The following is a 21,498-nucleotide window of genomic DNA, read 5'->3' on the forward strand; positions in this document are numbered from 1 at the left end:
GAGCTTTAGAGTAATTCAGAGGAAATAATCATGGCGCAAATAAGAAAGACACAGCGGGATTGGCTCAGGATGGCAGGGTTCGCAGGGTTGACTATGCTACTCCTGCTGATAAGCGGAGCGCGAAGCGCTCCGCTTATCGGGGCGCGAGCCGAGCTTCGCTCGACGCGAGTTGCAGGCGTCGCGCTGCGCGCTCCGCCTATCAACTCGCTGGAGCGGTAATCGGCCTAATCACCTGCAAGCGCCTATGCGCTCTCCGGTATTAGACCGATTCCGCTCAGCTCGCACCCCGTTAAGTGGAATCGCGCAGGCTGAGTCGCCGCCTGCTGCTTGGGCTTTCGACCTGCTCAGGCAGGTTAATCAGTGGCAATTGACGGGACCACTGGATTTCTTGCCAAGCGCAATGAACACGCTAAATCCCGCCCCTGCCAATAACATGACCGCCCGCCGTCGGATTGAGTCGCACCAACGCCTGACGCCCATTTATTTTGAACCCAATATTGGACAGGTGGCTGAGGATGTCAGATTTTTGGCGCGAGGCCCCAGCTACACACTCTTTTTGACAGCGAATGAGGCGGTGTTGGCCCTGCAAGGGAAAGCGGTCATTCGCACCCAACTGGAGGGGGCAACGCGCAATCCTGAGCCGCAAATGGAAGGTCTGGAGAAGTTGCCCGGCATCAGCAACTATTTCCTGGGCAATGATCCGGCGAAGTGGCGCACGAAGGTACCGCATTACCAGCAAGTCCGCTACGCCGACGTCTATCCTGGCGTTGATATGGTTTATTACGGTAACCCGAATCAACTGGAGCATGATTTCATTGTTGCCCCTGGGGTTGACCCTTCGGTGATTCAACTGGCGATCAGCGGCGCGGAGCAAGTAAGGGTCAATACCGAGGGTGATTTGGTGTTGGCGGTTCCCGGTGGCGAAATCGTGCAACAAGCGCCCCGGATTTATCAGGTGATCGACGGTCGGCAGGAAGCGGTCGCCGGGCGTTACGTATTGCGGAATGAAAATTTGGCGGATACAGGGACCGTGCAAGTGGCAGTGGTTGATCCTGTGATCGAAGCGCTGCAAGTTAGGTTTGAAATCGCCCAGTATGATCAGGAACGGCCCCTGGTGATCGATCCGGTGCTGAAACTGGATTATTCCACTTACTTGGGTGGTATTTTAAACGATTATGGTACAAGCATTGCTGTTGATAATAAGGGTAATGCTTATGTGACAGGCGCGACAGCTTCAATTAATTTTCCAATAACTTTAGGAGCATTTGATAGTTCGCTCGTTGGCGTTAAAACTTCCGACGCCTTTGTGTCTAAGTTCAGCTTCAGTAGCCTGATCTATTCCACTTATCTTGGTGGGATCGACTCTAATGATGATAAAGATGATATTAGCTATGACATTGTCGTGGATGATCTTCAGCGTGCTTATATTACAGGAACGACTGCTTCTGTTAGCTTCCCTTATACTCCTCCTCCTTATGTACTTCATGGACCTGGAGGAAGAGCGCCGTCTGGTGGCAAGGACGCGTTTATTGCCGTGCTGGATAGCACTGGCAGTAGTTTGTTATTTTCGACACATTTAGGCGGAACCAAGGATGATGAAGGACGAGGGATAGCATTACGGCAACCAATGGGACTCATGATTTATGTGGCAGGTTACACCAATTCCACTGACTTCCCCCTCGTATCGTCTAATCCACTCGATGCTCTTCAACCAAGACTGCTTGGCGGAACCGATGTATTTGTCAGCCAGATCGATACCGGCGGCACATTGTGGTATTCGACCTATCTAGGTGGAGATAAGGATGACAAAGGTATGGCGATTGCTAGAGATAGTAATGATAATGTTTATATTACCGGTTCAACGAAATCAGCTAATTTCCCGATAACAGGTTTGGCTTTCGATACTACACTCGGCGGTAGTGAGGATGGTTTTATCGCAAAAATTGATCCTGATCCTTCCAAAGATCCCAGATACTCGTTAATTTATTCGGCCTATCTGGGCGGAAGCAGCACGGATAGCGGCACGGATATTGCCGTAGATAGCAATTTCCATGCTTATGTTACTGGAGTTACCGCCTCCTCAGATTTTCCTATCTTTCCCATTACATCTAATGTCGCACAAAGCAGCTATGGCGGTAATAAAGACGCTTTTATTACCAAAATCGACCCAGATCCTACGCTCATAGGTTTGCATTCATTGCTTTATTCCTCTTATTTGGGCGGAAACAAAGCAGACAGTGGGGCAAGTATTGCAGTTATTCAGGAGACTTCAGGCGCGATTCGCACTTATGTTACTGGAGCAACTGCTTCCTCTGATTTTCCAGTGACCTCCGATGCCCAAGATGATGCTTTAGGTGGAACTAGCGATGCTTTCATTGCGCAAATCAGCCAATCTGGTGACCGCTGGCTTTATGTGACCTATTTGGGAGGGGATAATGATGATGTTGAAGAAAGCGGTACTGGGATTGCTGCAAATAAAACATCTACTTCTAACGGAGATGATTTTCATGTTTATATCACGGGCGTAACTGACGCCAACGACTTTCCTGTCACCAGCAACGCCTACTATCCAATCAATAATAATAACAAAGACGTTTTTGTTACCAAATTGGACGACTTGACTCCAGCGACCTTTTTGATTACTCACTACTACATTTCATGCGATGTTCGACTTTTTTCAGGCGATCAAACCCTCGAACTGGAGGTCTGACCGACCGAGTTGTCGGTTCATGAAAATCCAGCGTTTCGGGTGAAATTGTGCGTATTTCACTGATGCCGGCCATCCATTTCACGGGATGACGGCCGGCGAGTTCAGTCGAAGGCGGCAGCGTATTTCACTCGGTCGGAGCGCAGCGACGCAGTGGATGAGTGTTTACTGTTCCGTGATGGAGTTCGTCAAGGGGGTTTTACGTTTTCGTAAGGATTCTCCGGTCAGGTTGAGGGTGTAGGCGTTATGGACGAGCCGATCGAGGAGGGCATCAGCCAGAGTGGGTTCGTCCAGATAGGCGTGCCAGCTTGCCACGGGCAACTGGCTGGTCACGAGGGTGGATTGACGGTGATGCCGGTCATCGAGGATTTCCAGAAGATCACGGCGGCCCTCGCTGGTGAGCGGTGTTAAGCCCCAGTCATCGATGACCAACACGTGTGCTTTAGCGTACTCGCGTAGCAGCTTGGGATAGCGGCCATCGGCGCGGGCCAACGCCAGTTCAGGGAGCAAGCGGGGCAAACGGACATAGCGCGCGGTATAGCCCAGACGACACGCATGCTGAGCCAAGGCACAAGCAATCCATGTTTTCCCCACGCCGGTGGGGCCGGTAATCAGGCAGTTGAGATGCTCCACAAGCCAGCGTTCACCGAGCAGATGCTGGATGAGGGTTTTATCCAGGCCCCGGGGATGTTGGTAATCCAGGTCTTCCCGGCAGGCTTGCTGGGGCAAACGGGCTTGCTGTAAGCGGTACTGGAGGCGACGATTCGCGCGTTCGGTCAGTTCGCGATCAACCAGGAGACTCAAGCGATCCGTAAAGCTGAGCTGATCGCTATCGGGCATCTGGAGTTGCTCGTGCAAGGCCTGACGCATGCCGCTGAGTTTCAAGGTGTGCAGTTGATCGAGAAGGGGTTGTTTCAGCATGGCGGAGGCTCCTGGGTTATTGGTAATAGCGTGCGCCGCGCACGTTCGCGTGGGTCGCGGTCGAAGGGATGGGCGGTGGCGAAGTCCCCGCATCCGGGAGGCGTTGCTGGTCCAGGCCATGCTTGAGAATCGACTCGATGCTCTTGTAACTCAGTCCCCCAATGGCTAACGCGCGCTGACAGGCGGCCTCCAAGCGGTCGGCGCCATAGGCTTTGCCCAGACGCAAGATGCCCAAGCACGAGCGGTAGCCCTGCTGAGGATGGGGCCGCGTGGCCAGGATACGTTCCACTAGAGTCGCCGTGTGGGGGCCGGTCTGGTGAGCCCAGCGCACTAACCGTTCGGGCGTCCATTCGGCGTACTCCCGATGGGCTTTGGGCATGTGGGCGGTTACGGTGGTATGGCGACCAGGCTGCGGATGGCGGCGATGACAAGCCACCCGCTGACGTTGATGGAAGACCTCGACCGTGGTGGCGGTCAGGCGCACCTCCACTTCCTGGCGCACCAGGAGGTAGGGGACCGAATAGTAATGGCGCTCGATGTCAATGTGATAGTCAATGTTGACGCGCGCTTTTTTCCATTGCGCGAACACGTAGGGTTCGGCCGGTAAGGGACGCAACGCCGGTTGTTCCAGCGTTGCAAACCAATGCTGACGGGAACCGGGGAGTTTTTTGAAGGCGCGCTGATTGAGGGCGTCGCGCAGTTCGCGGATGACCGTGTTGAGTTCGTCGAGACTGAACAGAGTCCGATGGCGCAAGCGGGCCAGAATCCAGCGTTCCACCACGAGCACGCCACTTTCCGCTTTGGCTTTATCACGCGGTTTTCGGACACGCGCGGGGATCACCGCGACGCCATAATGGGCGGCTAACTCCAGATAACTGGGGTTGAGGTCGGGCTCATAGCGGTGCGGCGTCTGGACGCCGGTTTTCAAATTATCTGGAACCACAATTTCCGGGACACCGCCGAAAAATGCAAAGGCCCGGACATGCGCCATGAGCCAGTCATCCAGTCCTTGGGTCCAGGTCGCCTCCACATAGGTGTAATTGCTGGCGCCCAGCACCGCAACAAACACTTGGGCCTGGCGGAGTTCACCCGTGATGCGGTCCACGATGGGCACGGTGGGACCGGCGTAGTCCACAAACACCTTCTCACCGGCCCGATGGGTCTGGCGCATCACCACATCGGTATGCGCCACCCAAGCCCGATACTGCTGGCAGAACCAGGTGTATTGATAGCCCTGGGGATGCGTGGCTTTGTACTCTTCCCACAAGAGCCACAAGGTGACGCCGGGGCGGCGTAATTCCTGGTGGACGGTGGCCCAATCCGGTTTTCCGCGATCCGCAGACCCAGCGGCGGGGCGCGGCGGAAACAACCGTCGTTCCAATTCATCGGCCATCATGCCCTTGGGCAGGGGCCAACCCAGGCCCGCTCGTCGGGCGCGTTGCAGATACTCTCCGACCGTGCTACGGCCGATCCCGCAACTCCGGGCAATTTGTGGTTGGCTATGGCCCGCCGCCTGCAAACGAAGCACTTCTTGAATCTTGCGCATGGATAACCTCTCAGTCGGCATGAGTTCCTCCTCGGAAAAAAAGGAACCAGCCTACAAGTTGTTAACCTGCGTCGCTGCTCATTGGCGAAACAACCCGCCGCCTTCCGTGTAATGGCCTGCCGCCTTCCGTGAAACGACCTGCCGTCATCCCGTGAAACGACCTGCCGTCATCCCGTGAAACGACCTGCCGTCATCCCGTGAAACGACCTGCCGTCATCCCGTGAAATACGCATGAAATTGAGTCAAATTCTATTTTTAACGCGATGTTCGACTTTTCCGAGGGGAGATGAGAGCAGGCGGATGCGGCATGGCGATGTGAGCTAAGCTGAGAGGAACCAACCGCCTCAACCGCACGGAGAGACCGCCATACCGCTCGAAGACTTTATCATCACGGTGTTTTGTTGGGTAGACGAACACCTGAATGCCCTGCTCGGGGATCACTGCTTACGCTCGCGAGGCTTCGCCCCCAAGCTGAATGATAGTGAAGTGATCACGATGGAAGTCGTCGGCGAGTTCTTAGGGCTGGATACGGATGTGGGCATCTGGAAGTACTTCGGTCGTCATTGGCCGTCGTGGTTCCCGGAACTCGGATCGCGGACGACGTTTGCCCAGCAGGCGGCGAATCTGTGGGTGATCAAGCAGCGGCTTCATCAGCAGCTGCTGATCGAGTTGGGGGCGGCGACGGACCCGATTCGCTTGGTGGATGGTTGCCCTCTGCCCCTCTGTGTGTTGACCCGTGCCCCGCACTGTCGGTTATTTCCTGCGGTGGCGGATTTTGGCTATTGTGCGGCAAAGAAGCAGTACTATTACGGGCTTCACGGTCATCTGATGGTCACGATCCATGGCGTCATCACGGCGTGGACGGTGACGCCCGCTACGGGTGATGAACGCGAGGCGTTGTGGGATTTGACCGAAGGTGTTCAGGGTTGGGTGATCGGCGACAAAGGTTACCTGAGCGCCTTTCTTCAGACGGAACTGGCCACGACCGGGATTGACTTGCAAACCCCCTTGCGGGCCAACATGATCGATCCGCGTCCCCCGTGGGCTGTCCAGCAGCTTACGAGAACCCGCCGCCTCGTGGAAACGGTCATCGGTCAGCTCACCGAGCCATTCCATTTTGAGAAAATCCGGGCGCGGGATGTGTGGCACTTGACGAGTCGGATCGCCCGAAAAGTCTTAGCGCACACCTTGGGTATTTTCATGAACCGACAAGTCGGTCGGTCAGACCTCCAGTTTGAGGGCCTGATCGCCTGAAAGTCGAACATCGCGTACATTTCCATTCTTGGCCGTGCGCCCGAACCAGCAGGACTTCTTTATTGGCAGAGCCGCATCGCTACAAATCCGGGAGATGATAAACCTGTCTTTCGGGATATGGCGGACTTTTTCTTCAACAGTAGCGAATATTCGATCCCCCCCAATACCAATTCTCAGTTCATCACTGACCTCTATCGCACTTTCTACCAGCGCGAGCCGGATGCAGCGGGATTAAGTTACTGGTTGGGCCTGCTGACGACAGCCGGCGTATTACGCAGCAGCGTGATACAGGCATTCCTTTATGCCCCGGAATTCACTGCGTTCATGGAAAATCTGGGGTTTTAAAGGGAAGCGTAGATTGGCGGGTTACGCCCTCACCCCCACCCCTCTCCCGCCTGTGGGCGAGGGGGTTTCTCACAGCTTCTTCTTAGTCGGCCCTAAACCAACGTTCGTGTCACGAAGGGCAAAAAGTAAAATAAAATTATTATTATCATTAAGTTCTCATCAGTCATAAGTTCTCTCCCTGAAAAGCCTTGACGGCCGCTCCTCAAGAGCAGCATGAATTCCCCTCAGCGGTCCGCGCCTGAACAACCCGGTCGCCCGAGGAGAATCCATGCTGATTTATGTATACCATGCTTGAGAAAGTTTTCGCAGCGCCTTTGCGCGGCAGCGCAGTTGGCTGCTGTTCTGCGCGGTGGTGTTGAGCTTTCTCGCCGCCCCGGAAATGATCGGGGTGACGTCAATGTGCCGGTTCTGGCAGGGGAATGAAGCGGTCTATCACCGGTTTCTGCATTTCTGTCGCTCCAAAGCTTATGATCTAGAGACCCTGTTGGCGACGTGGCAGGGTTATGTGTGGCGTCAGGCCGTCGCCGTCCAGGTGGCCGGGCGGGCTGTCTTGTTGGGTGATCATACGCTGGTGGTCAAGGATGGGGGGCGTATGCCAGGCGTCGTGTCGTTACATGACGCTTCAGAAACCCAGCACAAGCCATCGTACTTCCGCGGGCACTGCTGGGGCGCGATCGGGGTGGTGGTTGGCGCACTCGATGCTTGTTTTTGTTTGCCTTTAGCCCTGCGCATGCATCAAGGCTTTTGCCATTTAGGTCAGGTGGAACCGACTTCACCCCAAAGGGGCGCGGACCCGAGCCTGCCCGAGCGGGTGGTGCAGATGGCCCTGACGTTGACCATCGATCAGGATGGCCCCGCATTTTTAGTCTTGGATGCCTTTTTCTCGATCGCGGGGGTCTTTCGCTTGGCCCAATCCGTTTATTCCATCGCCTTGAAGCAACCGTATTTGGTGATCGTGGCCCGGGCCAAGAAAAATTACGTCGCCTATTTTCCGGCGACCCCGAAGCCGGCCGGCCGGCCCGGACCACAACCCCGTTATGGCGAGAAAGTCCATCTGATAGAAGTTTTTGATTATCCACAAGGTTTTGACGAGGTCGAGTGTTGCGTCTATGGCCAGCGGGAACGGGTGCGGTTGATGAGCGTCCCCTTACTCTGGAAGCCCCTCGGCGACGCCCTCCTGTTCATCTTCGCGATCACCTCGCGCGGCCCTTTGGTCCTCATGTGCTCCGATCTGAGCCTCTCACCCATCACCGCGTTGGAACTCTATTGTGTCCGCACCCGCATCGAAATTCTGTTCGCGGTATTAAAGCAGCTCCTGGGCGCTTTTTGTTTTCACTTCTGGACTTCACACCTACCACGCCATGCCCGCCGTCCGACCCGGAATCGGTCGCTCAAGGCCCCGGTGATTGAGCGTCAGCCCACGGTCGCCGCCTGTTGGCAAGCCTATGAAGTCTTCGTCTTCTGCGCCGTGGTCGCCCAAGGCTTGTTGCAGCTGATCGCTCTGCGCTTTGGCCCTGAAGTCTGGCAACAACATCGGTTCTATCTGCGCACCCGTTCCCGCGACCTGCCCTCGGAGAAAACAGTCCGGCAAGTCCTCGCTCCTCAGGTGATCAAACCACTTCTCGATCTCCCACCAAACAGTCTCATCGCGCAGATCCGACACGCTTTCCAAGGTACCACGGAGGAGGAACCGGCCGACCCGCCTTCGATCGTCTGAATCCTTGCTCAAATCACTCGGTTAAATAATGTATTCTTGGCTGATTAACCTTCAGTCAGGGGCGGTCTTGTTCGACGATTAGACCGAGAACTTACGACTGAGGAGTTAAGTTATAGTCAAACCGTTTTTGGTTGGTTTACATATTCTTTATTAATTTCAGTTATTTATTTCATGAAAATCCAGCAATTCCCGGTCTCTTGAAAATTTCTATATAATCAGTGTATTATGAAAAGTGATTTTTCGCCTCAATTTTTGTTTTTTTGGCGTGTTTGGATCTAAAACGCATCCGGTGTGGTTTGATCATGAAGAAATTCCCTTTTCACCCTTTACCGAATTCTTTAAATCAAACGGTGTCAGCGCCAGCGCTCCTGAATCAGGCGCGGCGGGCCTTTGAAAACATCCCTGACCCCCGTCGTTATGGCCAACAATATTCATTAACCGATGTCTTAATGTCGGGTTTAGCGGTCTTCAGCTTAAAATATCCTTCCTTGTTAAAATTTGATGAACACCGCAATGAAGCACGAATTCGCGCAAATTTAAAATCATTATATGGCGTTGAACAAGCGCCCTGCGATACCCAGATGCGGTCGGTGCTGGATCGCGTGGATCCCCTCGAACTTCGCGCCCCCTTTATTCAAATTAACCAAGGACTTTATGATCAAGGTCTTTTGGAAAATTTTCGTTATTTACTCCTCAGTCGTAAGTTCTCGGTCTAATCGTCGAACAAGACCGCCCCTGACTGAAGGTTAATCAGCCAAGAATACATTATTTAACCGAGTGATTTGAGCAAGGATTCAGACGATCGAAGGCGGGTCGGCCGGTTCCTCCTCCGTGGTACCTTGGAAAGCGTGTCGGATCTGCGCGATGAGACTGTTTGGTGGGAGATCGAGAAGTGGTTTGATCACCTGAGGAGCGAGGACTTGCCGGACTGTTTTCTCCGAGGGCAGGTCGCGGGAACGGGTGCGCAGATAGAACCGATGTTGTTGCCAGACTTCAGGGCCAAAGCGCAGAGCGATCAGCTGCAACAAGCCTTGGGCGACCACGGCGCAGAAGACGAAGACTTCATAGGCTTGCCAACAGGCGGCGACCGTGGGCTGACGCTCAATCACCGGGGCCTTGAGCGACCGATTCCGGGTCGGACGGCGGGCATGGCGTGGTAGGTGTGAAGTCCAGAAGTGAAAACAAAAAGCGCCCAGGAGCTGCTTTAATACCGCGAACAGAATTTCGATGCGGGTGCGGACACAATAGAGTTCCAACGCGGTGATGGGTGAGAGGCTCAGATCGGAGCACATGAGGACCAAAGGGCCGCGCGAGGTGATCGCGAAGATGAACAGGAGGGCGTCGCCGAGGGGCTTCCAGAGTAAGGGGACGCTCATCAACCGCACCCGTTCCCGCTGGCCATAGACGCAACACTCGACCTCGTCAAAACCTTGTGGATAATCAAAAACTTCTATCAGATGGACTTTCTCGCCATAACGGGGTTGTGGTCCGGGCCGGCCGGCCGGCTTCGGGGTCGCCGGAAAATAGGCGACGTAATTTTTCTTGGCCCGGGCCACGATCACCAAATACGGTTGCTTCAAGGCGATGGAATAAACGGATTGGGCCAAGCGAAAGACCCCCGCGATCGAGAAAAAGGCATCCAAGACTAAAAATGCGGGGCCATCCTGATCGATGGTCAACGTCAGGGCCATCTGCACCACCCGCTCGGGCAGGCTCGGGTCCGCGCCCCTTTGGGGTGAAGTCGGTTCCACCTGACCTAAATGGCAAAAGCCTTGATGCATGCGCAGGGCTAAAGGCAAACAAAAACAAGCATCGAGTGCGCCAACCACCACCCCGATCGCGCCCCAGCAGTGCCCGCGGAAGTACGATGGCTTGTGCTGGGTTTCTGAAGCGTCATGTAACGACACGACGCCTGGCATACGCCCCCCATCCTTGACCACCAGCGTATGATCACCCAACAAGACAGCCCGCCCGGCCACCTGGACGGCGACGGCCTGACGCCACACATAACCCTGCCACGTCGCCAACAGGGTCTCTAGATCATAAGCTTTGGAGCGACAGAAATGCAGAAACCGGTGATAGACCGCTTCATTCCCCTGCCAGAACCGGCACATTGACGTCACCCCGATCATTTCCGGGGCGGCGAGAAAGCTCAACACCACCGCGCAGAACAGCAGCCAACTGCGCTGCCGCGCAAAGGCGCTGCGAAAACTTTCTCAAGCATGGTATACATAAATCAGCATGGATTCTCCTCGGGCGACCGGGTTGTTCAGGCGCGGACCGCTGAGGGGAATTCATGCTGCTCTTGAGGAGCGGCCGTCAAGGCTTTTCAGGGAGAGAACTTATGACTGATGAGTTATTTAGGACATTTTTTAATCAGTATTGATGGTACCGGGGAATTCGCTTCATCAAATGTTCATTGCCCGCACTGCTGTACCCGTCAGCATCGCAAGGGTGAAGTGAGTTATTATCATCAATTATTAGGCGCGGTGATCGTTCATCCTAACCAGAAACAAGTCATCCCTTTTTTTCCCGAAGCCATTACACATCAAGATGGTGAAACCAAAAACGATTGTGAAGCGAATGCGGGCAAACGCCTATTAAAAGCGCTTCGTGAAACCTTTCCTCATTGGCCTTTGCGCGTGGTGGAAGATAGTCTATTCGCGAACGGTCCGCACATCAAGTTACTGAAAGAACTAAATATTGGTTATATTATTTCGGTAAAACTGGGAGGTCAGGACGCTCTCTTTGCTGAGGTTAAACATCGTATTTACACGGGTCAATATGAAGAATTTGAGGTCTTAGGAGACGACAAAATTCTCCGAGGCTATCGGTGGATCAATGGCATTCCTTTGAACAAATCACATCCCGATTTAATGGTCAATTTTCTCGATTATTGGGAAATTCGCGACGGTCAGGAATTCAACTTTTCATGGGTGACGGACATCACACTCACGGCAAAAAATGTCCATCTTGTGATGAAAGGAGGGCGCAGCCGCTGGCACATTGAAAATCAAGTCTTCAATACCCTGAAAAATCAAGACTACGAATTTGAACACAACGATGGACATGGGGAACAGTATTTAGCGACCGTTTTTGCGATGTTGATGATGCTGGCTTTTCTTATTGATCAAGTCCAGGAATATGGCTGTGCCTTTTTCCAGGCTGCTCGCCAGCGTTTTCATTCACGCACCGCGTTATGGATCAAAATAAAAGGACTTTTTACCGAATTCTTTATTGATACTTGGGAATCACTCTGGCGTGCGATTATCTATGGACATTATGGTGGATTCCTACAGCCGAATACCTCTTAGCGTCTGGTTAGACTGTGGGCATGTTCTATTTTCTTAGTCTGGTTATCAGGGTCTCTTTAATATATAAGCTATTAAGCGTCTTTGAACGCTTAGGGGATATTTTTTCTTTCTTTTCTTGTATTCTATAATCACTAGAATTGATCTATTCGAAAAAGGTCTAAACAGAGAGAACGGGAATTGCTGATGAAAATCAATTAGCATAAAACTGTTTGACTATATATTAGATAACTATTGCTTTTTGTAGCCTTCACTGTTGGGTGAGATGTCAAATAGGCTTTAGTCTATTTGACAGTGATCGATGAGCTTTTAATACAATGATTTTTAATTAATTTTATCAGTTAATAGAGTGAATACCCTATTTGTCACTAGGAAGTCTATTATCCCTGACAACATCCATGCTGGAATGAACTCTATTGGCATTGCACCTGATGACACGAACGTTGGTTTAGGGCCTAGTGGGCTGACACAGAAGTTTTGACAGGTAGCGGTGGGTGCCCTATGGTTGAGATCAACAGGAGGAATCACCATGGCCCACAAGTATCTGGTTGATCTAACTGAAGAGGAGCGGGAAGACCTGCTGAAGGTCATTCATAAAGGCAAGGCAGCGGCGCGCAAGGTTGCCCGTGCCCATGTGTTGCTGCAGGCTGCGGAAGGGGCGACGGATGAGGCCATTGCCCAAAGCCTTCACTTGGGGATTTCGACCGTTCATCGTACCCGTCAACGGTTTGTCGACGAAGGGTTGCTGGCGGCGTTAAGCGAGCGGCCACGAGTCGGTTTGCCCCCGGCCTTGACCGGCAAACAGGCCGCCTTTCTGGTCGCCTTGGCCTGTAGTACCCCGCCCGCTGGCCGTTGTCAGTGGACTCTCCAATTGTTAGCGGACCGCTTCATGGAACTCCGGCCCATCGAAGCCATTTCCCGTGAGAGTGTGCGGCGCATCCTTAAAAAAACGACCTCAAACCCTGGCAACGTCAAGAATGGTGTATTCCCAGTGTCAGTCCCGATTATGTTTGGCATATGGAGGATGTGTTGGACCTGTACGCCGAACCCGATGATCCTCAATACCCCCAAGTGTGCTTCGATGAAAGTCCGGTGCAATTGACCAGCGAAACCCGCTGTCCTCAACCCGCCCGCCCGGGTCAACCGGCGCGCTATGACTGTGAATACAAACGCGAAGGCACCGCCAATTTATTTCTATTCGTACAACCCTTGCGCGGGTGGCGTCATGTTAATGTCACGAAACAGCGCACCAAACGCGATTTTGCCCAGCAAATGCAGCAACTCGTTGATGTGTACTTTCCGAAGGCGGAGCGAATCCGGTTGGTCGTGGATAACCTCAATACCCACACTCCTGCGGCCTTGTATAGTGTCTTTTCTCCAGAGGAAGCCCGCCGGATCACCCGCAAGCTCGAATTTCATTACACCCCCAAGCATGGCAGTTGGCTCAATATGGCGGAATGTGAGTTCGCTGTTCTCGCCGGCCAGTGTTTGAATCGCCGCATTGCGAACCTCGAAACTTTGCGGAAGGAAATCGCCGCTTGGCAAGGCCCACGCAACCTACGTCAGACCAAAATCCACTGGCAGTTCGGCACCGACTTGGCCCGGGTCAAACTCAAGCGCCTCTATCCTCCCTTGAAATCTTCTGAAACCCCGGTGGACCTAGAAACCTCTGAACCTGTCAAAACTTCTGTGTCAGCCCACTAGTCCCTCTCATCAGGATCGATGCCTAATGCCCGCAATCGTTCCGCGAGTCGCTCGGCGCGTTGATGCTCGGCAGTGACCCGCTGATCCAGCTCAATAAAGGTTTCAAAACGCCGACCATCCGGTCGATACAGCATCAAATCCGCTCCTTGCAGATGGAAACGAATCCGCAGGCGAGGACTGATCCAGCCTTCCATCAGGCTAACCGGTTCCAGCTGGTCGTCCCGGCGCAGCCAGCCCTGCAGCGCGCCTCGGTCCGGGTCATATTCGTAATATTCCTCAACGCCATAGCATTCATAGAAACGCAGTTTGCGTTGCATTTCACGCCGGGTGTTGCCAGGTGAGAGCACCTCGAAGGTGACCTGCGGGGCGACGCCGTCCTCGTCGCATTGCACGTAGGAACCCCGGTGGCCGGGCGGGCGGCCAAACACGACCATAGCGTCGGGGGCGGCGCGGATTTTGGGATTTCCTTCCACGGGATACCAGAGCAAATCTCCGGCGACGAAGACATCGGGCCGACCGGCAAACAGCGCAGCCAGACCGCCCTGGATCATGACAATGTAGTCAAATTGCCGGGTATTGTCGGCCATCGGTTTGCCGTCGCTTTCGGGATAGATGATTTTCGCCGGCGGGGAAGGGGGGATGCGAGCGGGCTTCGTTGCTGGGGTAGGCCAGGCGGTTGCTGTCATACTAGCCTCCATCAATGCAGTTCAACTTTGGAAGAATGAGCCGAGCAAGCTGGATATGGCGCACAGAAGGAGGTGCTCATCCCATGTGCGCCGATTCAGGCGGGGCGCGTTCGACCTTGGGCAGGGATTGTTGCTGTGAGAAATCGCCTAAGCCAGCGTCAGCCATTCAGGATAAACGTCACGGCGTCCATGCACCTGATCGAAATACATCACTTGCAAGCGATGGGTGATCGGGCCTCGTTGACCAACGCCAATACTGCGGCCATCGACTTCGCGGATTGGGGTCACTTCCGCCGCCGTACCGGTAAAGAAGGCTTCGTCAGCAATGTACACCTCATCGCGGGTAATGCGCTTTTCCCGAACCGGGATATTGAGATCGGCGGCGAAGCGGATGATAGTGTCGCGGGTGATGCCTTCCAGCGCGGAAGTCAGGTCCGGAGTGTAAATAATCCCGTCGCGCACAATGAAGATATTTTCCCCGCTGCCTTCCGAGACATAGCCTTCAGTATCCAGCAACATGGCTTCATCGTAGCCATCGCGCAGAGCATCGGCGAGGGCCAGCATCGAATTCATGTAATTGCCATTGGCCTTGGCCTTGCACATGGTGACATTGACATGATGCCGGCTGAATGAGGAGGTGCGAATGCGGATGCCGCGCTCCAGGTTCTCCGCCCCCAGATAAGCGCCCCATTCCCAAGCGGCGACAATGACATGCACTTTCAGGTTGTCAGCGCGCAATCCCATACCCTCGGAGCCGTAGAAGCACATCGGGCGGATATAGGCGCTGGCCAGATTATTGGTGCGCACCGCCTGTTGGCAGGCCGCATTGATTTCGTCTTTGCTGTAGGGCATCGGCATCCCGACGATGTGCGCGGAACGGAACAGCCGATCGGTATGCGCCTGCAACCGGAAAATCGCTGCGCCCCGGTCCGTGGCGTAAGCGCGGACGCCCTCGAAAACCCCCATGCCATAGTGCAGGGTATGCGTTAAAACGTGGGTGTTGGCTTCGCGCCAGGGCGTTAGTTCGCCGTCATACCAGATCAAACCATCGCGATCAGACATTGACATTTTTTTTAATCCTTGCAGGGTGAAATAGCATCGTATCAAAATTTCGATTCTTGTTATGTTGGACAGTTCATCAATGAATTTCCATCAACCGCCGCCAAATGCGAACCACCCCCTCGCGCTCGCGGCTCATATCATCCGGGAGAATCAGCGCCGGTTGTTCCTGTAGCTTGAGTTGGTGAATGCGCCGCCGCAGAACCCGGTAGGCGTGGCGCAACCACGCGGCGTCTGCAATAGAGAGAGCGCCGAAACGCTCCAGTCCGTCGATCTGCCGGATATTATCGGTAAAAATCAGCAAATCGGGGCAGCGACAGGCGTTGGCTAACACTGCATATTGCACCATAAATTCAATATCGGCGATACCACCGCGACCCTGCTTAAGGTCAAAACCTTCATTCGTGCTGGCATCCAGTTCCGTGCGCATCCGTTCGCGCATGTCGCGGACCTCCTGACGCAACGCGACCGGATCGCGCTCACGCTGCAAAATCTCCTGGCGGATGGCGGCAAAGCGCTCAGCCAGCGCTGTTGGACCCGCAACGACCCGGGTGCGCAACAGCGCTTGATGCTCCCAGGTCCAGGCCTGGCTACGCTGATATTCGGCGAAAGCTTCGAATGAACTCACTAACAAGCCGGCGCGGCCACTGGGCCGTAACCGGGTGTCCACTTCATACAGATCACCCGCGCCAGTTCGGGCCGTCAATAAATGGAGAATCCGCTGAAGCAGCTTGGCGAAGAAAGCGGCGTTGTCGATCTGGCGCGGCCCCGAAGTCGATTGCTGGTCGCCGGCGCTGTCATGCAGAAACACTAAATCCAGATCGGAACCGTAATTCAGTTCGATCCCACCCAGTTTGCCATAGGCAACGATCGCAAACTGCGCGTCCCGCTCCACGCCTTCGACCTTACACCGGGGCGCGCCAAACCGGGGCGTCAGATGAATCCAGGCCCGCTCCAACACCTTGCGCAGCAGGGTTTCGGCGATCTCGGTCAAATGATCGCTGACAATCATTAATGGCATGGCCCCGCTGACATCGGCGGCGGCCACCCGCAACACTTGAGCCTGCTTGAAGTAACGCAGCGCGTTGAGTTGCTCTTCTTCATCATCCGGCGCACGCTGGAGTTGCTGATCCAGCTCCAGCGCCAGTTGTGACCGATCCAGGGGCGCGTATAACGTAGCGGGATTGAGCAGATCGTCGAGCAGCAGCGGATAACGGCTCAGATGCCGGGCAATCCAGCCGCTGGCGGCGCACAACTTGACCAATTGCGCCAGCGCTTGGGGATGATCCGCCAGCAACGCCAGATACACCGAACGGCGGGCCACAGCTTCCAGCAAATTCAGAATGCGCTCCAGGGTGGCTGTAGGTTGCGGCATAGTCGCGGCTGCTTCCAGAACATTCGGGATTAGCGTATCCAGTCGCGCCCGACCCCGTGGACTCATGGTCCGGTAGCTAAAGCTGTTGCGTAACGCCCATAGCCGATTCCAGGCCGAAGCTGGATCCTCGAAATTCTGCTCCGTCAGTAAATGCACGGCGGATTCCTCGTCGGGATTGTCCCGCCACAATTCCGCCCAATCGACGTTACCGGTTCCAGATGGAGCTTCCGCACCGTCGCCAAACACATGGGCGAAGTGCTGGCTCACCTGTTCAATATGCCGCGTCAGTTCCTGGGCGAAAGCCCGCCAGTTGGGATAGTCCATGGCATAGGCCAGTCGCGCTTTCGCCCGTTCCTCTTCCGGCAGATCATGCGTCTGCCGGTCCGCCCAGGCTTGCAACCGGTTTTCCACGCGGCGCAAAAATACATACGCCTCCTTGAGTTCCGTGATTGCCATTTCTGGCAAACGACCACTCATCGCCAACGTATTCAGAACCGATAGAATGCCGCGTTCCTGCAAAGCCGGTTCCCGACCGCCGTAGATGAGCTGGAATACTTGGCCGATGAATTCAATTTCACGAATGCCGCCAGGACCGAGTTTGATATTGCGCTGCATCCCTTTGCGCTCCACTTCCTGGGCAATAAGGGTTTTCATGCTGCGTAACGCCTCGAAGGCGTTGTAATCCAGATAGCGGCGGTAAACGAACGGTCGCAGGGCTATCAATAACCGCTCGCCCGCCTTCCGGTCACCAGCAATCACCCGCGCTTTGATCATGGCGTAGCGCTCCCAGTCCCGGCCATGATTCTGGTAGTAATCTTCGAAAGCGGCAAATGACAGGGCGACCGGCCCGGAATCGCCAAAGGGGCGCAAGCGCAAATCCACCCGGAACACGAAGCCTTCCGCCGTGATTTCGGCTAATACTTTGCTTAGACGCTGACCCAATCGCCGGAAGAATTCTTCGTTGCTGATCACGCGCGGCCCATCGGTCTGTCCTTGAGCCGGATAGGTCAGGATCAAATCAATATCGGAGGAGAAATTCAGTTCGCGTCCCCCGAGTTTGCCCATACCGAGCACCACCAATTGCTGTGGCTGGCCCTCAGCATCACGCGGTGCGCCATAACGCTGTTGACATTGCCAGGCATAGAGTCGCTCCAATGCCGCGCTAACCGCGACCTCCGCCAGGTCGGTCAAATCGCCCAGCGTTTCAGTTAATTTCGCCAACCCCCCCAGGTCGCGCCAGGCAATACGGACCATTTCCCGCCGACGGAAACGACGCAGCCCGACGGAAAGTTGTTCTTCATTGGCGGCATCCGCCAAAGTATGCTCCAGCCGGTTTGCCAAATCGCCGGGAGCGTAGCACGTTGACAAATCACCGCTAGCCAGCAATTCCGCCAGTAATCCCGGTGCGCGAATGCAGGCGCGGGCGACGAATTCGCTGCACGCCCAGACTCGCGTTAAAGGCTCCAGTATCGCTCCAGTCGGCAGTTCCAGTCCTACCGTTTGGGATGACGCTTGAAATGTCTCCCAATACTGGGTGACTTCATGGCGCAGCGGTTCGGGAAGCCAACTTAATGTTTGGTTGAATCCAGTCATGATAATACTTAAAAATCAGATTATTATTGGATTCTTATCCGTGAATCAAGGAGAAGAAACAGCGCAGCAGCGCGAGGGCGAAGTGTTCTTGGATACCAAAAATCCGAATGGCCACCGATTCTAAGGCAAATCCACCGGTGAATCGTCAATAGGCTATGATGATCCATTAATATAGTTCATCTTTCCAAGGTCTATGAGTATCAAGCATCATGCACGCTGAACTGGAGCAACGCCTGCGTTTCTGTGGCAATCTGCCAAGCCTGCCGGCGGTCGCTCTGAAAATGGTCGAGCTGGCCAATGATCCTGACGTTCACCTGAATGACGTCGCCCGGGTGATTGCGATGGACCCAGCCCTGGTGACCAAATTATTCCGGGCAGCCAATTCCCCTCTGTACGGGTTGCGTCGCAAAGTGACCAATCTGAAGCAAGTGTTAAGCCTACTGGGGTTGCAAGGCACACTGGCGCTGGCGCTAGGCTTTTCCCTGATCGCAACTGGCCGGGACGCCGACGGCATTCCCCTCAATACCGAGCAGTTCTGGCGCCGTTCGCTGATGACGGCGACCGCCTGCCGGATCCTGGGTGAACGGTTGTCGATGAAGAATCTTGAGGAATTATTCCTGGCGGGATTGCTCCAGGGGATTGGCGTCCTGGCCCTGTCGATGATCATACCGCAATCTTATGGCCCTCTGCTGAAGGACGCCACCGAACATCCCGAGGGAGCGACCGCTGTGCTGAACTACCAGCGGCTGGCCGAACTGGAGCGGGAACGGCTGGGTGATGATCATGCAGCGGCGGGCGCATGGCTCATGCAGCATTGGCGATTACCGGGCTATTTGAGAGTGGCGACCGCAGGTAGCCTGGACCCAGATAGCGTCGATGCGCCTGATCGTTACCGCGCTCTGGTGCAGTCAGTGGCGTTGGCGGCGCATATCGCCGATATCTGGACCCGGCCGCATGATTGGCAACATTCGCCAGAAGTTGCGAAATTAGCTCAACAATGGTTCGGATTGGAGACCGACCATTACCTGGAAATTCTGGAGCAGATTGGCGAAAAATTTCCGGAAATCGCCGCCCTGTTCCAAATCAAACCGCTGGATGCGGCGCAAATCGCCGGGATTCTGGATCAGGCCCGGGAGGCGCTAGATATTCGCGCTGTCCAGCGCTGGCCCGAGCGGATCAGTCAAAAACCGCCTTCAACCCGGTCGTCGCGCCCGGTGGCGTTGCCGCCCCAGCTTCCACCGACGCCAACTCTGGCCAGCGCCCGTAACGCGCGCTTGCAACGTGATCCGATGACTCGGCCCTCAACTGCCCAATACGCCTTCGATGCGCTGACCGGTTTGCTGAACCAGCCTCGTCTCGGCGACCGGTTGCGACAAGAATTGGTGGCCGCCAAGGACCAAGAGTGGCCGCTGAGCGTGGCGTTGCTGGACGTGGATAATCTTCGACAAATCAATGAATCATGTGGCTATGGCATCGGTGATCAGGTGCTGGTTACGCTAGCGCGGCTGCTCAGCAGCAATATCCGGCGTCAGGATGTAGTGGCCCGGCATCAGGATGACGCATTTGCTCTGGTATTACCGGCCAGTGGGGTCAAAGACGCCCGTAATCTAATTGAGCGGTTGATGGAGCGGATTCGCGATTGGGAACCGGTGATCGAAGGAGGTCAAAGTTTACGGGTAACAATTTCTGTTGGCCTAGCGACATATCCAGAGACAGGGTTGGCTGCTTGTCAGTCCGGCGAGCAATTGCTGGAAGCTGCTAATCAAGCGTTGCGCTCGGCTCAGGAAGCGGGCGGCGGTCAGTTGGTGGTGCATGGCGCAAAACTGTCAGGCTAATGAACGGCGATGGCCAAACCAGGCATCGAGGGTATACAGCGCCAGCGCCAGCCAGATGCAACTAAAAGCGATTAGATGAATGGGAGTAAATGATTCCCGGTAAACCACCACCGCCAGGAGGAATTGCAGGGTCGGGGTCAGATATTGGATCAATCCGACAGTGGACAGCCGCAGGCGCTGCGTGGCCTGGAGAAACATCAACAAGGGAATGACCGTGACCAGCCCCGCCGCCAATAGTAACGCATCGGTTTGTTGATCCACTTGACCCAGTACCCCACCGTTCTGGGTTGCCAGAAAGAGCAGAGCAATCGGCGCAATGAGCAGGGTTTCGACACATAAACCCAGGGTTGCAGTGTGCCCTGCCTTCTTGCGCAACAAGCCGTAACTGCCGAAGCTGAACGCCAGGATCAGGGAAATCCAGGGAAACACTCCATAACCGATCACCAGCGCCAACACCCCAAGCGTTGCGATCAATACCGCAATGCCCTGACGCGGATTCAGTCGTTCACTCAGAAATATCACTCCAAGCAATACGTTGACCAATGGATTGATGTAATAGCCCAGACTGGCTTCCAGAATCCGGCTGTTTTGCACCGCCCAAATGTAGAGCAACCAGTTCCCGGCAATAAGCGACGCAGTAAGCAGATAAAAGCCGAGGCGGCGAAGATTACGAAACTCGGCGCACAGGGCTGGCCACTGCCCCCAGATCAGAATCAGAATCACTAGGAGCACTGCCGATCCGAGTACGCGATGCGCCAGAACTTCCAGAGCAGGGACGTGCTGCAATAGTTTGAAGTAGATGGGGAACGATCCCCATAAGGTAAAACAGCCAAGCGCATTCAGCAGCCCGGTGGCCGCACTGTCCAGAGCTGGGCGGGCGGGTGTTGAGGTAGAGAGATGAGTCATGTGGGGCATGATAACCGAATGGTTTGGGTTAAACTGTAGGAAAATCCAATTGGATAGGAGGCGCTCATGCAGAGGCTTGTAGAGTGGAGGCTCGTAGCGGTGTTAACGATATTCGGCATGACAACTGCGTTTGCCGACTCCATGCGCTGTGGCAGTTATCTCGTTAATACTGGCGATTCCCAGTCGCGGGTGCTGCAAGTCTGTGGGGAACCACAGCGCGCCTGGCAGGATGGTTTTATTGAGCAAACCGTGCGCCGTAATGACGGCTACTATGATCCATCGACGTTACCACAGACGCAGACTTATCCATTTCCTCTGGGTGGCCAGGAAACCGAAGTGCGCCGGGTGAAACCGGTCTACAAATGGGAATACAACCTGGGTCGTGGGCGGTTTCTCAAAACGCTGGTGTTTCACGGCGACATTCTGATGGGGATTATTGATGGGCCAAGGCAGTGAGTAGGAAGGTTGCCGGCATCAGGTTTCAGTAGAGCCTTTGTAACCGTTCAGTCCCCCCCTTTAGCAAAGGGGGGTGAGGGGGG

The 21,498-nt window shown here is 54.8% G+C and carries 15 protein-coding genes and 1 pseudogene; 9 read left to right on the forward strand and 7 right to left on the reverse strand.

The genetic code is table 11. The features are described 5' to 3' along the window. Positions 1 to 244: 244 nt before the first annotated feature. The gene (locus H6973_12565) at positions 245 to 2,710 is read left to right on the forward strand and encodes an SBBP repeat-containing protein (GenBank protein MCP5126422.1); all 2,466 of its coding nucleotides are present in this window, start codon (positions 245 to 247) and stop codon (positions 2,708 to 2,710) included. 162 nt (positions 2,711 to 2,872) lie between these two features. Here the strand turns inward: H6973_12565 and H6973_12570 are convergent, their stop codons facing one another. Further along, positions 2,873 to 3,628 carry an ATP-binding protein gene (locus tag H6973_12570; protein ID MCP5126423.1) on the reverse strand — a complete coding sequence of 252 codons (756 nt, stop codon included), beginning with the start codon at positions 3,626 to 3,628 and terminating at the stop codon, positions 2,873 to 2,875. Positions 3,629 to 3,644: 16 nt separating this feature from the next. Next, the gene (locus tag H6973_12575) at positions 3,645 to 5,174 is read right to left on the reverse strand and encodes an IS21 family transposase (GenBank protein MCP5126424.1); all 1,530 of its coding nucleotides are present in this window, start codon (positions 5,172 to 5,174) and stop codon (positions 3,645 to 3,647) included. Positions 5,175 to 5,540: 366 nt separating this feature from the next. Between H6973_12575 and H6973_12580 the strand changes: the two genes are divergently transcribed. The 4 genes from H6973_12580 (at position 5,541) to H6973_12595 (ending at position 9,206) form a co-directional block, all read left to right on the forward strand. Further along, positions 5,541 to 6,428, forward strand: a complete 888-nt coding sequence (locus tag H6973_12580) for an IS982 family transposase (protein ID MCP5126425.1) — start codon at positions 5,541 to 5,543, stop codon at positions 6,426 to 6,428. A 117-nt stretch (positions 6,429 to 6,545) separates the two neighbouring features. Further along, positions 6,546 to 6,773, forward strand: a complete 228-nt coding sequence (locus H6973_12585) for a DUF4214 domain-containing protein (protein MCP5126426.1) — start codon at positions 6,546 to 6,548, stop codon at positions 6,771 to 6,773. Between the two features lie 352 nt (positions 6,774 to 7,125). Then, positions 7,126 to 8,490 (forward strand): transposase, encoded by a 1,365-nt coding sequence (locus H6973_12590; protein ID MCP5126427.1) that lies wholly within the window; start codon positions 7,126 to 7,128, stop codon positions 8,488 to 8,490. Between the two features lie 302 nt (positions 8,491 to 8,792). Next, positions 8,793 to 9,206 (forward strand): transposase family protein, encoded by a 414-nt coding sequence (locus tag H6973_12595; protein MCP5126428.1) that lies wholly within the window; start codon positions 8,793 to 8,795, stop codon positions 9,204 to 9,206. Positions 9,207 to 9,284: 78 nt separating this feature from the next. Here the strand turns inward: H6973_12595 and H6973_12600 are convergent, their stop codons facing one another. Continuing rightward, on the reverse strand, positions 9,285 to 10,649 hold the full coding sequence (locus tag H6973_12600) for a transposase (GenBank protein MCP5126429.1): 1,365 nt from the start codon (positions 10,647 to 10,649) through the stop codon (positions 9,285 to 9,287). A gap of 192 nt (positions 10,650 to 10,841) precedes the next feature. Here H6973_12600 and H6973_12605 point away from each other — a divergent pair, with 192 nt between their 5' ends. Both H6973_12605 and H6973_12610 read left to right on the forward strand, forming a co-directional pair. Then, a complete protein-coding gene (locus H6973_12605; protein ID MCP5126430.1) occupies positions 10,842 to 11,804 on the forward strand; it encodes a transposase in 963 nt (320 codons plus the stop codon). Positions 11,805 to 12,330: 526 nt separating this feature from the next. Beyond that, a pseudogene (locus H6973_12610) lies at positions 12,331 to 13,505 on the forward strand (IS630 family transposase). On the opposite strand, the gene H6973_12615 reads toward H6973_12610, so the two are convergent. The 3 genes from H6973_12615 to glnE form a co-directional block, all read right to left on the reverse strand. After that, the gene (locus H6973_12615; protein ID MCP5126431.1) at positions 13,502 to 14,191 is read right to left on the reverse strand and encodes a Uma2 family endonuclease; all 690 of its coding nucleotides are present in this window, start codon (positions 14,189 to 14,191) and stop codon (positions 13,502 to 13,504) included. The pseudogene H6973_12610 and the gene H6973_12615 sit on opposite strands and share 4 nt — an antisense overlap. Positions 14,192 to 14,338: 147 nt before the next feature. After that, entirely contained in the window at positions 14,339 to 15,259 is a 921-nt protein-coding gene (locus tag H6973_12620; GenBank protein MCP5126432.1) for a branched-chain amino acid transaminase, read from the reverse strand. Between the two features lie 70 nt (positions 15,260 to 15,329). Continuing rightward, a complete protein-coding gene (glnE, locus tag H6973_12625; GenBank protein ID MCP5126433.1) occupies positions 15,330 to 18,218 on the reverse strand; it encodes a bifunctional [glutamate--ammonia ligase]-adenylyl-L-tyrosine phosphorylase/[glutamate--ammonia-ligase] adenylyltransferase in 2,889 nt (962 codons plus the stop codon). 209 nt (positions 18,219 to 18,427) lie between these two features. On the opposite strand from glnE, the gene H6973_12630 reads away from it, so the two are divergent. Next, the gene (locus H6973_12630; protein ID MCP5126434.1) at positions 18,428 to 20,053 is read left to right on the forward strand and encodes a GGDEF domain-containing protein; all 1,626 of its coding nucleotides are present in this window, start codon (positions 18,428 to 18,430) and stop codon (positions 20,051 to 20,053) included. Here the strand turns inward: H6973_12630 and rarD are convergent. Continuing rightward, positions 20,045 to 20,920 (reverse strand): EamA family transporter RarD, encoded by an 876-nt coding sequence (rarD, locus tag H6973_12635; GenBank protein MCP5126435.1) that lies wholly within the window; start codon positions 20,918 to 20,920, stop codon positions 20,045 to 20,047. The genes H6973_12630 and rarD overlap by 9 nt on opposite strands. A 105-nt stretch (positions 20,921 to 21,025) precedes the next feature. On the opposite strand from rarD, the gene H6973_12640 reads away from it, so the two are divergent. After that, positions 21,026 to 21,415, forward strand: coding sequence for a DUF2845 domain-containing protein (locus tag H6973_12640; GenBank protein MCP5126436.1), 390 nt, complete (start codon positions 21,026 to 21,028; stop codon positions 21,413 to 21,415). Positions 21,416 to 21,498: the final 83 nt, after the last annotated feature.

It is taken from the genome of Gammaproteobacteria bacterium, from assembly GCA_024235095.1.
Lineage (GTDB): Bacteria > Pseudomonadota > Gammaproteobacteria > Competibacterales > Competibacteraceae > UBA2383.

Bases quoted from the DNA above. Each gene is read 5' to 3' on its own strand.
- H6973_12565 (MCP5126422.1), top strand. From the start codon at position 245: ATGCGCTCTCCGGTATTAGACCGATTCCGCTCAGCTCGCACCCCGTTA.
- H6973_12570 (MCP5126423.1), bottom strand. From the start codon at position 3,628: ATGCTGAAACAACCCCTTCTCGATCAACTGCACACCTTGAAACTCAGC.
- H6973_12575 (MCP5126424.1), bottom strand. From the start codon at position 5,174: ATGCGCAAGATTCAAGAAGTGCTTCGTTTGCAGGCGGCGGGCCATAGC.
- H6973_12585 (MCP5126426.1), top strand. From the start codon at position 6,546: ATGGCGGACTTTTTCTTCAACAGTAGCGAATATTCGATCCCCCCCAAT.
- H6973_12595 (MCP5126428.1), top strand. From the start codon at position 8,793: ATGAAGAAATTCCCTTTTCACCCTTTACCGAATTCTTTAAATCAAACG.
- H6973_12605 (MCP5126430.1), top strand. From the start codon at position 10,842: ATGAGTTATTTAGGACATTTTTTAATCAGTATTGATGGTACCGGGGAA.
- H6973_12615 (MCP5126431.1), bottom strand. From the start codon at position 14,191: ATGACAGCAACCGCCTGGCCTACCCCAGCAACGAAGCCCGCTCGCATC.
- H6973_12620 (MCP5126432.1), bottom strand. From the start codon at position 15,259: ATGTCAATGTCTGATCGCGATGGTTTGATCTGGTATGACGGCGAACTA.
- glnE (MCP5126433.1), bottom strand. From the start codon at position 18,218: ATGACTGGATTCAACCAAACATTAAGTTGGCTTCCCGAACCGCTGCGC.
- H6973_12630 (MCP5126434.1), top strand. From the start codon at position 18,428: ATGCACGCTGAACTGGAGCAACGCCTGCGTTTCTGTGGCAATCTGCCA.
- H6973_12640 (MCP5126436.1), top strand. From the start codon at position 21,026: ATGCAGAGGCTTGTAGAGTGGAGGCTCGTAGCGGTGTTAACGATATTC.